This window comes from Leptospira neocaledonica, assembly GCF_002812205.1.
GTDB classification, from domain to species: Bacteria; Spirochaetota; Leptospiria; order Leptospirales; family Leptospiraceae; genus Leptospira_B; species Leptospira_B neocaledonica.
In genome coordinates, this window is the sequence record NZ_NPEA01000002.1 from 273,125 (window position 1) to 286,662 (window position 13,538).

The window sequence follows — 13,538 nt, forward strand, 5'->3', positions numbered from 1 at the left end:
ATAAGGAATATTGGAACCTGGGGCGCGGTTCTGAATTTTTTATCTGACATAAAAAACAGCGGAAGAACTCCCTATATAGAGAATAAGGCACTTCCTTATTGGACTTGGATCCTTCCGTTAATTCTATTTCATTTCGCTTCTAAGGCGTCCTTGGCTTTCCAAGTGGATACCGGAGTCTCCATATCCTATCTTCCTATTCCTGTTGGTATCATATTATGTTTTTGGTGGGGACCCGCGCGCACGTTACCCGCGATGTATGCAAACGCATTGTTCAGCGCTAACCTCTGGGGACTCCATGATGTGGATAAATATCCTATTTATTGTCTTTGGGAAGTTCTGGCAGTTGGAGTTTCCTGGTTCTTTTTTATCAAATGGAGAAAAGGAAAAGCCTGGTTACCTGATCTAAGGGAGACTGTACGATTTTTACTTTGGGTAGCTTTTCCGGCGGCGATATGTAACGGGTTTCTGGTGGCAGAAGGGCTTGTTCTATTCGGAGATCTTTCTAGAGACAAATTGCTTGTATCCTCTTTTCAGGGAATAGGTGCTACGTTATTCGATACCTTGAGTGTTTCTGTACCTATTTTATTATGGGCAACTCCTTGGATGGAGTTGCAAGGTTGGGCGAGAACAGAAGGTGCCTGGGAAACAAGAGAAACTAGTTGGGATAGAGCGAGACTCAGAAGTTTAAAACCCAGAAAGATTGCGGAGATCATATTCGTATTTTTGCTTTGTGGGATTTTCGGTGCGATCATTCCCTCCTTAGAATATTGGTTCGTATTTGCGTTATTCGTTCTTTGGGCTTCTTTGAGATACGGGATCACTATGGCGCTGATCGCAAATATCTGGGTGCAGATGGTCACCTTAGTATTTCCAGTTCTATTCGGACGTTCGGAACATTACCAATGGTTTAAGGATGATAAGGAGCTCATCTTTTTACTGAACTTGGGTGTTTTATGCGTAGTCGCTTTGATCACAGGAAGAGCGACAAGCGATTCCAGAAAGGAGCTGCAAAAAAGAAGAAGAATAGAAGGTAAACTAATCCAGAGCCGAGAACAATACCGAAAATTTTTCGAAGAAAATCTTTCCGCAAATTTTATCACAGATTCTTCCGGAAATATTTTGGCTGCCAATTCTTCGTTTTTGAAGATGTTCGGTTTTGAAACCCAAGCAGAGTCTTCTCTAAAAAATTTCGCGGACCTTTTCCCTTCTTATGATGATTATTCCTTCTTCTTACAAAAAATACAGATCAGTTCCAGATTAGAAACCCACGAAGAATTTTTTCAGGAAAAGAACGGGTTGCCCATCCATACTACCGGAAATTATTTCGCCACATTCAATAAGTCAGGAAGTATAGATTCTATCCGAGGATATCTAATGGATGATACTCTTCGACGCAAGTTGGAAGATCAACTTATAGAATCCAAAAAATTAGAAACGATTGGAACTTTGGCCGGGGGGATCGCGCACGATTTTAATAATATTCTGCAGATCATTTCAGGATATGCGACTCGAATGCAATTGGAATCCTCCAAATTCGCTTCTCTTTTGGACATGTCCCGTTCTATCAATGCCGCGGCTGCAAGAGGAGCTATTATAGTTCGTAGACTTCTTTCCTTAGCTAGAAAAGGAGGAGGCGGATTTAGAACGATCTTTGTGGACCAACTAGTAAACGAAACGGTAGATCTTTTGGTCCCCACATTCTCAGAAAAAATAAAATTCAAAAAAGAATGCAAAGAAGGACTCCCGACAATCTTAGGTGACTATTCACAATTGGAGCAGATACTAATCAATCTTTGTTTGAATGCAAGAGACGCACTTCCCGAAGGAGGAGAGATCTCAATCCGTGCCTTTGGAGTGCAAGGCGCAAATATCAGGGAATCTTTTCCACTATCAGAACCTGCCGAATATCTTTGTATAGAAATTTCGGATAACGGAGAAGGGATGAGCGAAGAAACCAGAAAAAGGATCTTCGAGCCGTTCTTCACTACAAAGACTAAGACCCAAGGAAGCGGGCTTGGAATGTCCATGGTCTATGGGATCATGCAAAACCATGAGGGAATGGTACAGGTCAGTTCCCAATTAGGAATGGGCACAAGTATTCGATTATTCTTTCCTGCGGCAAAAACTAGAACTTCTCGATTTGTAGAAAGTCCAGGGAAAGAGCCTCAAACTTCTACCGGCATAATTCTGGTGGTAGAAGAATCACCTTATTTGTCAGAAATTCTGCAAGACCAAATGTTAGCTTTAGGGTTTCGATTGATCAGTGCAGATAGTATCAAAAAGGCTCGTGAAATATTGAACAAATTCAAATCTTCCACGGTTTTGACTGTGATCGATTTGGATTTTGAAAATCTTTCCTCTCTGGAATTTTTGGAAACCATTAAGAAAGAATGTCCTGAGTTGAAAATTTTTGTTTCTGGAACGGATTTCGGAAATGAAACCAAGGAAAAACTTTCCGCACTCGGAATTAACGATCTTCTGGAAAAGCCCTATAAGATCAGGGACCTGATCGAATTCTTTTATACGAAAAGTTTTTAGAACTACGCTACCTTCTCTTTTACTCTAGCATTCTTAAAAAAGAATGCGAAACCTTGTATTAAATCATAGATCGCAGGAATTTGAGCCAAAGAGATACCTACATCCCCATGAGAGATTAAAGGTGTTAGTACTAATTTGGATTTTTTACGAGGAAGATGTTCTTTTAAAATCACTGCTTCATTTGCAGGAACTACATTATCTCCTAATCCATGAACAATAGAAACATGGCAATCCAATCTATGTAATTTATCTTTAACCTGTAATTCTTGTAAAAAGGAACTTTGAGAACCTGCGTTGGCTACGATATCTTTCCAGATCTTTTCTCTAAAACTTTTATCTTCTCTGAGTTTAGTGAATACTTCTTTACTTTCAGCGCTTATATTTTCTAAAACGGTAGGGAGTTCCAAGGTTTCTCTGGAAAAACTTCCGTCCAAAACGCAGGCTTTCAATGCAAATTCCAATTCTTGATTATCGGATTTGAGAGCATACTTTACGAAATTATAAAGAAGAATCATTCTTCCATATTCATCTCCCTCATCGGAAGTCATTACATAATCCAAAGTTGATTGAACATCGCAGTAGGCGCCAATTGTAAGAATGGAGGAGATCTTTCTTCCTACTTCAGGATCGGACGCTGCGATCAGTCCCATACTTCCGGAAAAAGAAGGAGCGATATAAGAAAGTTTTTGATCCGGGCAATATTCTTTATTGGAAGAGATATGAAGTATTAGATCCTTTATTTTTTCAACGGTCTCTTTTCTGATACGGAATTGTGTCACTTCTACTAATAAAGGAGAAATGACTGTATAACCGATTGCTGCGGCGGATTTACAAACTGCAGCGAATCTTGGGTCCTTATTTCCTAAATAAGCCAACCCGTTCACCGCTAAAATGGTTCCGCAGGATTTTCCTTTTGGAGTATAAAGAATCGCAGGAATTTCAAAATTATCCGTTCTAACTAAGATCTCTTGTTCGGAGACTTTTGGCGGAGTAGGTAATTGGCAATGAAGAGCGAATTTAGCCGCCTTCCAGAAATATTTCATATTTGTATCCAAACCCGAACTCGTTAAGATCCGATAACAATTTAATGACGATTTGAAAAGTCGGGCGACTCACTCGCTTTGCTCGTGATCGCGCTCTACGCTCCAATCCGCTACGCGGGATTTCCGCTGCGATCGCTGTCGCTTGGTAAATCAAAATTTTCCACACGGAACAAAGAATCCACATTCTGACGTATCCTTCTACCAACCGCACGGTAACCACTATTCCGCGAGCCAAGATATCGAATGGGCAAATTCTACTTTGCAGACCATTTCCAAAATCCTATTCTCCGAGAAAAAAATCACATTAGGGTATCCGAATGAAAAAAGAGAAAAGAAACAGAACCAAAATTTTACCTGAGGACGATCCAGTCTTAAGTAAGGAACAGATTCGACTTCTTCTGAACGCATCCAGAACTCACGAAAATCATTATCTATGGTTTCGAATGTTATATTCTTTCGGGCTTCAACTTTCCGAATTAGTCTCCTTAAGAGTAGAGGATTTGGATTGGTCCCACCATAAAATATTGATTCATCATTCCCAAACCTTAAACCCCAGAAATCCTTCTATTCCCCTTTCTCTAAGAAGGGATCTTTGGTTTATTTCGCAAGGAAAGCAGGATCAGGATTTTTTGTTTTCGGGTAGAACAGGCAAACTAAGTCCCAGGACTGTTCAAAAAATGTTTTCCAAGCTAGAGGAAATGACTGGGTTCCCTATTTCAGTTTTTAGGCTCAGGAGAAGTTTGGCTTCTCACCTGATCGAGGCAGGCTGGGATCTGGAAAGTATTCAGGAACAATTGGGGCTTTCTTCCCAAAAATCCCTAAAAGAATTGCTCGGGCAGAAACCGAAAAATGCTCCGCGCAAGATATTTCCATTGGAGGAAATTAACGGGTCGGCGGCATAATATTCCAAATTTAGGATTTTCCAACTATAGGAGAATAGAGGAGATGGGAAAAAATTCTTGTAAAACCCCATTTCCTCACTAATTTAGTCTACGGCGAACTTTCCGTTCCCCTTTTGTATCTAAAAAAGGAAATTTTCTTTGTCGGAATTTGATCTTATGGATCGTCGCTCGGAGCCTAGCTTGGAAATTAAAACGAAAAAAGTAGGGAAACATACCCTAGTTCAATTGGACGGCAGGCTGGATATCACACATTCGGACGAGGTAGAGGCAAAACTTCTAGACGATGTCCAAGCCGGAACTGGTGATATAGTCATTAACTTGCAAAATATTTCTTATATATCTTCTTCCGGGATCAGGATCTTTGTCGGAATGGTCCGGGAACTAGAAAAGCAGAATCGAAAACTCAAACTTTGCAATATCACTCCTAACGTGAAAAAAGTTTTTGACGTTGTGGAATTGTTGGATCTTTTCGAAGTCTACGAAACCGAACAAGAAGCATTAGCTACATTAAAATAATAAGCCGGGGGCACTTTTTATAATGGGTTCCCCCACTAGCGCAGAGGACCGATCTTCCGAAATTTACGGACTTATCGGTCTTTTCTTTTTATCAGTACTTTCCCTTTTAATTTTTAGGATCTCCGGGTTGGAGTTCCCACCCGTATGGCCTGACGAAGTTTTATTCTATTCTCCTTCCTTAGATTTTGCGAAGAATGGGCTTTTCCGAACAGAAGTGTTAGAAGGTTTAGTAAAGGGAATGGAGACCAAAACTCTTTGGATGCCTCCAGTCTTCTTTTTGTTAAATGGTTGGGTTCTGAAATTCTGGGGAGAAGGTCTCGAAGTCTTAAGATTATTCGCCGCGATCTTGTCTGTTGCGAGCGTCTGGGTATTTTGGTTCATACTAAAAACATTCGATTACTCTCCAATTGCAAGGCTTGGAGCTTCCTTACTTTTATTCACTGATCTATTATTCTTAAGAGTAGGTTGGACCGCGAGAATGGAAGCTCTTTGTTTGTTTTGGGCACTTCTATCCTTGCTAGTGCTTGCAAGAAAAGCCAGATGGAAGGGAGATATTCCTCTCCGACAATACGAAGCCTTCTTGTCCGGATTCTTTTTGGGGATCTCATTTTTATCACATCCATTTGGGGCAATCTTCGGAGTGCCCGCATTACTTTTAATCCACCAGGCAAAAGCTTGGAAGGTTTGGATGTTTTGGCTGGGCGGAGTATTACCAATACTCGTTTGGGGAATATGGATCCATCCTGACTGGGGAATTTTTTTCTACCAATTCGGAGCTCAGTTCGGACGTAAAAAAGATCTATTCCAATCCTTCTCTCCGATCACAAAGATCAAAGTATTACTAGGCGGATATGAATCTCCCGGCTTAAGATTATTCTTTTATCTGGCCTTAGCTTACGGGTTATGGGTGGTACGAGGAGAAATTAAGGACAAACCGAAATCTGCATTTTTCTTCTCTGCATGGACAGTTTCGATTCTATTCTTTTTGATCTTATCCACTGAATACTATTACGTAATGTATTTATGTATTCCTTTGTCGGCTTTGGGGGGATTCTTTTTCGAAAGGATCAGAAGTAGAAGGGTACAGTTTATCGCTGCTATATTAGTATTTTCCAATATAGCTATTCTAGTGAATGCTTATAAAAGAATAGGATTCGGAAATCCAGAATTCGACCTGAAAGATAAATTTTATGAGGTTTTGGGACCTGAACTAAGAGGTTCTAAAAAGATGTATCTACAAACAATCCCGGATCCTTATTTCCATATCCGAAAAGAATATCCGAATTTGAAAATATTGGAGTTTATCCCAGGAGAACTTCCTATTCCGAAAGAGGATTTTATCCAAACTTTGGATTCTATAGATACATTTGTATTCTCGGATCGTCAAAAAAGGAATGAATTCGTGCAGGCATACTTAGAGGAGAATTCTTCTAAGTTCAGAAAATTCAAAATTACTGCAGAACCTTCTACACTCAGAAAAGTAGCAAATGTAGAAGCGGAAGTATACCGCAGAAGATAATTAAACTTTTCCGTTGTCCTTGATCTTTTTAATAAGATTCCGATTCGCTTCCTGTCTTAGGATTGCATTTTCGTATCTTCTAATCTCTACATCCGACTCAGGTTTGATTTTGGGAATAGGGCAGGGCCTCTTATTTTCATCTAAGGCAACGAATGTGAGGTAAGCAGTCGTAGCACGGGTCACAACCCCAGTATACGGATTTTCTTTGGAAACCTGGACGCCTATTTCCAGAGAACTTCTTCCCGCATAATTGGCGGAAGCCTTTAAGATCACATGATCCCCCAGAGAGATAGGTTCCAGAAAATTCAGTTTGTCCACGCTTGCAGTAACAGCTTCTCTTCCACAATGCCTTTGAGCAACCATCACAGCGATCAAGTCGATCCAAGACATTAAGGTCCCTCCGAAGAGGGTACCATAATGGTTGGTATGGTCGGGCATAACTATATGCCTGGTTTCTGCAGCGGATTGTTTCGGTGATTTGGTAATTTCTTCCGACATCTATGACTTAGACGAATAATCCGAACATTACGTTCTTATAATTGGCATTGTAGGATAAAATCGTTGAATACCTGAGCGATATAAACTCTTTCCTTATATGTAAGTGCCGTACTTCCTGCGGAAATCAATTCACCTGAGTTGGAAAAAATTTCTTTGATAGAATCATCCGGAGAAATGGAAAATATTTTGGTAGGAGAATGAGATTCTGCGTTGCTTGCATGTCTCAGGAATTTCATCACGGAAGGATGAGTTACTGTAAAAATATTCCCTTTTTCGTCTATCTCTAGATTGTCCGGGCCGCTTCCGAGTAGGATCGATTTAGGTTCCCCCAATACAATTTTTCCGTTTTCTCTCTTGATATCGAATTTTAAAACAGTGCCTTCATTAAAGGAAGATCTGTATAATATTTCTTTTCCATCCGGTCTTTTTACATAAAGAATTCCGTTTCCTAGGGAGACAGGATTTCCTAAAGAAGCCCAGGATTTTCCATCGTAGTAAGCGATCTCGGAACGTTTCATTCTAAAAAGATCATGGAATAAATAGAGCATAAATCCTCCTTCACCATGATCGTTAGAAACAAAAATTTCGTTTTCGGAAGCGACTGAAAGATCGTTAGGACTCGTGACCAAAGGATCTTGTAGAGTTTGGACATGTTTCCATTTTCCCGCCTTAGAATTCGCGGAAGGTTTTTCAGTTCTTTCAAAAACTTCGATAGAATGTTCTTTGTACAAAGTGATATGTGAGATCACATACAATCTGTATTTTCCGTTTTGGTTTAAAAGACTCATCCCATGAGGTCTGAAATTTTTAGGATATTCTGTTTCCAGTAGTTTTGGTTCTAGCTTGGAAGAATTTAGATCCAAAAAGAAAATCTTTCCTTCTTGGTCTTTGATCCTTCTCTCATGAGAAGATACATAAAGAAGTCCGGCTTCTCTATCAATGGCCAAATCTTCCGGGCCTGGCATTCCGGAAATTTTGGAGCAGCCTTTTAAGGGGATATCTTTGATATCTCCCGAACAATTACTAAAAACTAGGCCTAAAACGGCGAATACTATGGGTAGAATGGAAACTCGCATGGGGTTCAAAGATCTGCCTTAAAACCGGCATTGGCAACCAGATTCAAAGTTTGAGACTGAATTTATTCTTGCAATTTTTGTGCAGTGCATAAAAATGGGGTTAAAAAGGAATAGCAAGGCATGGACAACCAAAAACTAAACGATTTAATCAATGCCGGGATTGGGGCCGTCCAGACTTCGAAAGAGATTTTCGATAAACTTCTCCAGGATCTAAACGATGGAAAGGAGAAGGTGGAGCAGAGATTCGACGAACTCAAAGCCCAGGGAGAAAAAGACCTGAGCGACAATGCGTTGAAATTCAAAGTTCCTCTGGCTTGGGGAATCGTTAAAATAGAAGAGATTCGTGAGAATATCTTAAAACAATTTTTAAAGAAATGATGGGCGGATTTTTCCCCTGGACTAGGAAACGATCATGTTTCGATTTTCAGAGGGAAAAAATTCTGCTCTAAGCTGCTTTTTACTCTTTCAACTATCTTCTCACTTCTTTTTTAGTCCGCTATATTCTCAAAATTTTTCTCCAAAAACCATAACACCTAACTCGGAAGAGTTGATTCTTGTGACTGAGGTAAGTTCCGGTAAGCCCAAATCCGAGAAGGTCTACGGAGCCTCCGAATTTTTGAAAAGGGAATATTCCCCCGCTTCTACCTTTAAAACTTATCTAGTTTTATCTTTGCTCGAGAATTATAGCATTGATCCGGAAGAAAAGATTGAATGTGTGGATAAACATATTCCGAATTCTCCCAGGCTTTTAAATTTAAGAGATGCATTATTTTATTCTTCTAATGAGTATTTCGAAAAAATTTTTCCCAAATTGGGAAAAGACAAACTGGATCTTACACTACGCAAAATCGGTTATTTAGAAAATTCTAAAGCGAATACAAAAATTGAAGATTGGTGGATCGATCTTGCAGGTTTGAAGCACGGAGGCAGGATCAGATTAACTCCTAAGAAAATACATTCTTCTTGGGCAAAAATTTTTGGAAACGGTTATGGGCTTTCTAAAGGAATTACGGAAGAATGGAAAAAGACTCTTTTTTGGTCCGAATGTCCCGAAAGAGAGGCTAACGTGTATGGTAAAACCGGTTCTTGGGAAGGAAGTTTTTGGTTCCAAGGTGCTTTGGTAAGATCTCAGAGCGATTATGTCATATATACCATCTTGAATAGAAGTAAATCAGGATCCAGATCAGGAACGATCATTAGATTTTATGAATTAACGGGATGTAAGATTCCAAGTTTGGAATGAAGAGATATCAGAAAGAGGACTTTCGGAGTGACTGGACTTGAACCAGCGACCCCTTCCCCCCCAGAGAAGTGCGCTACCACTGCGCTACACCCCGGTCCTCAGTAGTATAATTTTTTAAGATCGATTCCTATGTAAACAGGTTTTTGAGAACTAAGTTTGGAGAGATTAAATCAGCAAAGAAAGTCGGGAGATACAAACCAAATGATCTGTCCTCCTTGGAATTTTTCTCTAGGAATATTGACTGCAAGTGCAGAACCAGGAGTAAATAGAAAAGATTTTCCGACTCCAGAGATCCCCAAAAGAGTTTCGGCAAACGAACTTACATCAGGGCTGTGACCTACCAATAAGATTGCATCCGAATTGGAATTATCTTTTAGAAGAGGACAAATCCGAAAGTAATCTTCGCCAGGAAGAAGATATTCAGCGGATTCAGTTTCTAATTCAGGCTTTAGGATTTTGGTATAAATTTCCGCACTTGCTTTGGTGCGAACATAAGGACTGTGATAGATCTTTTTGATCTTAAATCCGGTTTGAAAAAACCGGGCCATCTTTTCGATATCTGTGATTCCCTTAGGAGTGAGCACCCTGGAGGAATCTTTTCCGTCTTCGGAATGGGGGTCGGCTTCCCCATGTCTGGCTATGATAATCTTCATAGAATAAATGTAGAATTGTGCGTACGTGTTCTAATAAAAAGGATTGCTTCGAGAAGCAATGGAACTATCGTCTCCGGCACTTGGTCTAAGGATTTTTGAATGCCTCAATTTGCAATTGAAATAGAGCACCTACGCAAATTTTATCCGAAAGTAAAAGCATTACAAGGTATTGATCTAAAAATTCCGCAAGGTGGGATTTTTGGTCTACTCGGACAGAACGGAGCCGGTAAAACTACTTTGGTTCGTATTTTACTCGGCTTCTCCAAACAGACCGAAGGTTACTGCAAAGTTTTGGGTTTGGAACCTTCTCCGCTTGCTAGAACTAAGATAGGTTATCTTCCGGAAAGAATGGCGGTCCCTACTTATTTGAGTGGGAGAGAATTTTTAGAAGCAAGTTTTAAACTAGCATTGGTACCTTCTTCCATTGCAAAAAAGAAAAGTAATGAGTTCCTAGAAAAGTTGGGACTAACAGACGCCGCGGATCGTAAAATTTCCACCTACTCCAAAGGTATGCTCCAAAGATTGGGGCTTGCAAATGCTCTCGGTGCTGAGCCTGAACTTTTACTTTTAGATGAACCAGGCACAGGTTTGGATCCTGCAGGTTATAAAGAATTTAGAGAATTAATTTTAGAAGAGAACAAGAAGAGAGGAGTTACAATTCTAATCAACTCTCATCGTTTATTGGAAGTGGAACAGATTTGTACTGAAATTGCGATCCTTCATAAAGGGAGTCTAATGGCCCAGGGCAAACTAGATGAATTAAAACAAGGTAAGGATAGGATCCGCATTCGTTTGGAATCCGCGCCCGAATCTTATTTGGAAGAAATCTCTTTGGAACATAAGATAGATGGAAAGACCTGGGAAATACGTCCTAAGTCCGAGGTGGATCTGAAAAAACTTCCTGCAATTTTAGTGGAGAAGGGTGCGGAAATTTTTCTCTACGAAAGAAAGACAGAATCTTTGGAAGATGTATTCTTCAGACTTACCCAAGGTCCTGGTGAAAATGGAGGATCAAATTGAGCTCTCAGACTGATTTCAAATTTTTTATCTCCTCCGCGTTTCGCCAGATGGGAACTCTGCTTCGGCTAACGTTCATTCAGGTTCTAAGACGTAAGGCAATCTTCTTTTATTTTTCTCTGCTCGGCTTTTTTCTATTGGGAGAATGGACCTGTACCACTTCCGTCGGAGGTGAGACCAGCCACGGCGTTTCCTCCTATATGTATTTTATCCTGACTTCTTTTTGGAGTCTGGTCTTTCTGGTGATCTTAACTTCGGACCTTCTCCGCCAAGACATGGATTCTCAGGTCCATACTTTATGGTTGAGTCGTCCAGTGGATCCGTTTGCTTACGTAGGAAGTAAGGGGCTCGCGTTACTAATCTGTGTAGTAATTTTTGTACTTCTAGCCTTAGGGATCAGCTCTTGGTTCTCTTTGGAAATTCCTTGGGAATTCCTTTGGTATCAGGGAACCATGATGTTGGTGTATTCGTTTTTTGTTTTATTGGTTCTCCTGGTAACTCTATTCTCGAACCAGTCCCTTGCAATTGTGAGTTCTCTTGGTCTCATCCTTTTGAGTTGTATTCTGGATTTTGTAGCGTATAACCAAAATATAGATATGTCAGAGGAAGCGAGTGATATCAAAAAATTCGTTCTAAAAACGATCTACTGGGTTCTGCCTCAGGTCGGGACGGTTTTTTATCATTCTTTTGCACTTTTTCTGGGAAAGGCAGATCCTAAAAATTTCTATGGACCTTATTCTTTCGTCCAAGTAGGAGCATGGATCGTCATTTTAAAATCCACTCTTTGGTGGAGCACTCGGCACAAAGAGATTTAGCCCTTCAGGGGTTAGGGGAATTTAATCTAGGGTTGACAAAACCTGCTCAGCAGTAGGATATAGCAGGCCCTTCCGCCGAGCGAAAATGAATATAAATTGGTACCATTTCGAAAAGGAAGGATACTATCTGAGCGTTCGGAACGTAAACGAACGCATTGAAAAGCTAAATCCTCTCTATATCCGTTTCACCACCTTGAACAAAAGTGTGGATAAATTAATAAGCGTTCTTTTGGACAGGTACCTGGTCTACTTGGATGCGATCTCCCTCAAAGAATCCGTTTTTTCTATCTTAAGAGAAAGTGCGATGAACGCCGTTAAGGCAAATTCCAAACGTATCTTTTTCGCCGAAAACAATCTGAACATTTCCAATCCGGACGATTACGTACGAGGGATGGCGAATTTCAAAAAGGAAATGATCAAGGACAAGGAAAGATATGCTGCCTTGTTGGAAAAAGTTAAATTTCATTGTTTGATTACTTTAGCTTTTAATCGAACCAGCTTCTTGATGAGGGTCTCGAATAACGCTCCTATCATTCCGGAAGAATTAAAACGTGTAGAGAACAGAATCGGTAAGAGTAAGGAATACAACGACTTGGGAGAGGTTTTCGCAGACCACGCGGATGACTCCGAAGGAGCAGGTCTTGGACTTGCAATGTCCCTTCTGATGTTAAAGAACGAAGGGATAGCTGCTGATTCTTATAAGCTAAAGGCAGAAGGCGGGATCACTTCGGCTTATATCAAAATTCCTTTGGATTACAAACATCGAAATGTTTCCTACCAACGTACTGTGGAAATTATCGCTGAGATAGATAAACTTCCTACATTCCCTGAAAACTTAAATCAGATCATGAGTCTGATCAATAAACCTGATTCTTCCATCCAGCAGATCACCGAACAAGTCGGAAGGGACGTTTCTTTATCTACTAATATTCTGAAACTCGCCAATTCTGCTTCCTTTGCTCAAGGAAGAAAGGTGGAAACATTAGAAGATGCGATCAAGTTGATCGGTCTATCAGAATTAAATAATATTCTTTTGAGCCTCGGAACCAAAAAGATCCTGGAAGAAAGATACAAAGAGTTCGAACATATCTGGGAGATGTCCAGTCTTTCCGCTTATATTTGCAGAAGATTAGGAGAAAGAATGGGGTGGAAGAAAACATTCCTGACAAATCTGGTTTGCGCGGCACTTCTTCATAATATAGGGCTTGTACTTTTACTTTCTTTAGAAGGGGAGACGATCGAAAAGTTAACCGATATCTCCGGCAAAAAACTTTTACCTTCTACCTTAGGTCTCGAAGAAGCAGCACTAGGTATTACTCATACTTCTTTAGGAGGTATGATCTGTGAAAAATGGAATTTCTCTGATACAATCAAGGTCGCTGCGGAATACCATCATAGACCATTGATGGCCAAAAAGGAATCCAGGGACGTTGTATTTGCTGTCTACTTATCCGATTGGATCATAGAATGTCTGGATGGAAAAGCGGATCCTGCTGCAATTCACTGGGAAGTCCTACAACATTTCGGTTTTAAAAAAGACGAAGAATGGTTGGAGTTCGGTAAGAAGGTTATAGAAGAATACAAAGCCTTCCAAAAATATTCGACCTGATCCTTTTCATCTCAAAAAAAACTTTACAACCCTTATTACACCCGTAAGTCTAATATTAAGTTTGCATATGATTGCCTGATTGTTTACAACCTTTTCCCCAAAGGCCCCT

General features: G+C 40.2%; 13 protein-coding genes and 1 tRNA gene. 9 read left to right on the top strand and 5 right to left on the bottom strand.

Features of this window, described 5'->3' with window-relative positions; translation table 11 throughout:
• Positions 1–150 precede the first annotated feature (150 nt).
• A complete protein-coding gene (locus tag CH365_RS03685) occupies positions 151–2,538 on the top strand; it encodes an ATP-binding protein (protein ID WP_244282982.1) in 2,388 nt (795 codons plus the stop codon).
• Between the two features lie 2 nt (positions 2,539–2,540).
• Here the strand turns inward: CH365_RS03685 and CH365_RS03690 are convergent, their stop codons facing one another.
• Positions 2,541–3,581, bottom strand: coding sequence for a CocE/NonD family hydrolase (locus CH365_RS03690; RefSeq protein ID WP_100767255.1), 1,041 nt, complete (start codon positions 3,579–3,581; stop codon positions 2,541–2,543).
• 317 nt (positions 3,582–3,898) lie between these two features.
• Here CH365_RS03690 and CH365_RS03705 point away from each other — a divergent pair, with 317 nt between their 5' ends.
• From CH365_RS03705 to CH365_RS03715, 3 genes are all read left to right on the top strand, one after another.
• Complete coding sequence (locus CH365_RS03705) at positions 3,899–4,483, top strand: tyrosine-type recombinase/integrase (protein WP_100767258.1); 585 nt, start codon at positions 3,899–3,901, stop codon at positions 4,481–4,483.
• A 180-nt stretch (positions 4,484–4,663) separates the two neighbouring features.
• On the top strand, positions 4,664–4,999 hold the full coding sequence (locus CH365_RS03710; protein WP_020769420.1) for an STAS domain-containing protein: 336 nt from the start codon (positions 4,664–4,666) through the stop codon (positions 4,997–4,999).
• Between the two features lie 22 nt (positions 5,000–5,021).
• On the top strand, positions 5,022–6,518 hold the full coding sequence (locus CH365_RS03715; protein WP_100767259.1) for a glycosyltransferase family 39 protein: 1,497 nt from the start codon (positions 5,022–5,024) through the stop codon (positions 6,516–6,518).
• On the opposite strand, the gene CH365_RS03720 is transcribed toward CH365_RS03715, so the two are convergent.
• On the bottom strand, positions 6,519–7,016 hold the full coding sequence (locus tag CH365_RS03720; RefSeq protein ID WP_100767260.1) for an acyl-CoA thioesterase: 498 nt from the start codon (positions 7,014–7,016) through the stop codon (positions 6,519–6,521).
• A 35-nt stretch (positions 7,017–7,051) separates the two neighbouring features.
• Positions 7,052–8,092 (bottom strand): SMP-30/gluconolactonase/LRE family protein, encoded by a 1,041-nt coding sequence (locus CH365_RS03725; protein ID WP_100767261.1) that lies wholly within the window; start codon positions 8,090–8,092, stop codon positions 7,052–7,054.
• A gap of 120 nt (positions 8,093–8,212) precedes the next feature.
• Here CH365_RS03725 and CH365_RS03730 point away from each other — a divergent pair, with 120 nt between their 5' ends.
• Both CH365_RS03730 and CH365_RS03735 read left to right on the top strand, forming a co-directional pair.
• Positions 8,213–8,470 carry an LIMLP_16025 family protein gene (locus CH365_RS03730; protein ID WP_100767262.1) on the top strand — a complete coding sequence of 86 codons (258 nt, stop codon included), beginning with the start codon at positions 8,213–8,215 and terminating at the stop codon, positions 8,468–8,470.
• Positions 8,471–8,504: 34 nt separating this feature from the next.
• The gene (locus tag CH365_RS03735; protein WP_100767263.1) at positions 8,505–9,335 is read left to right on the top strand and encodes a penicillin-binding transpeptidase domain-containing protein; all 831 of its coding nucleotides are present in this window, start codon (positions 8,505–8,507) and stop codon (positions 9,333–9,335) included.
• A 22-nt stretch (positions 9,336–9,357) separates the two neighbouring features.
• Here the strand turns inward: CH365_RS03735 and CH365_RS03740 are convergent.
• Both CH365_RS03740 and sixA read right to left on the bottom strand, forming a co-directional pair.
• Positions 9,358–9,429: transfer RNA gene (locus CH365_RS03740), tRNA-Pro, on the bottom strand.
• Positions 9,430–9,505: 76 nt separating this feature from the next.
• Positions 9,506–9,988, bottom strand: coding sequence for a phosphohistidine phosphatase SixA (sixA, locus tag CH365_RS03745; RefSeq protein WP_100767264.1), 483 nt, complete (start codon positions 9,986–9,988; stop codon positions 9,506–9,508).
• A 99-nt stretch (positions 9,989–10,087) separates the two neighbouring features.
• On the opposite strand from sixA, the gene CH365_RS03750 reads away from it, so the two are divergent.
• The 3 genes from CH365_RS03750 (at position 10,088) to CH365_RS03760 (ending at position 13,429) form a co-directional block, all read left to right on the top strand.
• Positions 10,088–11,008 carry an ABC transporter ATP-binding protein gene (locus CH365_RS03750; protein ID WP_100767265.1) on the top strand — a complete coding sequence of 307 codons (921 nt, stop codon included), beginning with the start codon at positions 10,088–10,090 and terminating at the stop codon, positions 11,006–11,008.
• Positions 11,005–11,820 (top strand): ABC transporter permease, encoded by an 816-nt coding sequence (locus CH365_RS03755; protein WP_100767266.1) that lies wholly within the window; start codon positions 11,005–11,007, stop codon positions 11,818–11,820. Before CH365_RS03750 ends, CH365_RS03755 begins: the two co-directional genes overlap by 4 nt.
• Before the next feature lie 85 nt (positions 11,821–11,905).
• Complete coding sequence (locus CH365_RS03760; RefSeq protein ID WP_100767267.1) at positions 11,906–13,429, top strand: HDOD domain-containing protein; 1,524 nt, start codon at positions 11,906–11,908, stop codon at positions 13,427–13,429.
• Positions 13,430–13,538 lie beyond the last annotated feature (109 nt).

Bases quoted from the DNA above. Each gene is read 5' to 3' on its own strand.
- CH365_RS03690 (WP_100767255.1), bottom strand. From the start codon at position 3,581: ATGAAATATTTCTGGAAGGCGGCTAAATTCGCTCTTCATTGCCAATTA.
- CH365_RS03705 (WP_100767258.1), top strand. From the start codon at position 3,899: ATGAAAAAAGAGAAAAGAAACAGAACCAAAATTTTACCTGAGGACGAT.
- CH365_RS03715 (WP_100767259.1), top strand. From the start codon at position 5,022: ATGGGTTCCCCCACTAGCGCAGAGGACCGATCTTCCGAAATTTACGGA.
- CH365_RS03720 (WP_100767260.1), bottom strand. From the start codon at position 7,016: ATGTCGGAAGAAATTACCAAATCACCGAAACAATCCGCTGCAGAAACC.
- CH365_RS03725 (WP_100767261.1), bottom strand. From the start codon at position 8,092: ATGCGAGTTTCCATTCTACCCATAGTATTCGCCGTTTTAGGCCTAGTT.
- CH365_RS03730 (WP_100767262.1), top strand. From the start codon at position 8,213: ATGGACAACCAAAAACTAAACGATTTAATCAATGCCGGGATTGGGGCC.
- CH365_RS03735 (WP_100767263.1), top strand. From the start codon at position 8,505: ATGTTTCGATTTTCAGAGGGAAAAAATTCTGCTCTAAGCTGCTTTTTA.
- sixA (WP_100767264.1), bottom strand. From the start codon at position 9,988: ATGAAGATTATCATAGCCAGACATGGGGAAGCCGACCCCCATTCCGAA.
- CH365_RS03750 (WP_100767265.1), top strand. From the start codon at position 10,088: ATGCCTCAATTTGCAATTGAAATAGAGCACCTACGCAAATTTTATCCG.
- CH365_RS03760 (WP_100767267.1), top strand. From the start codon at position 11,906: ATGAATATAAATTGGTACCATTTCGAAAAGGAAGGATACTATCTGAGC.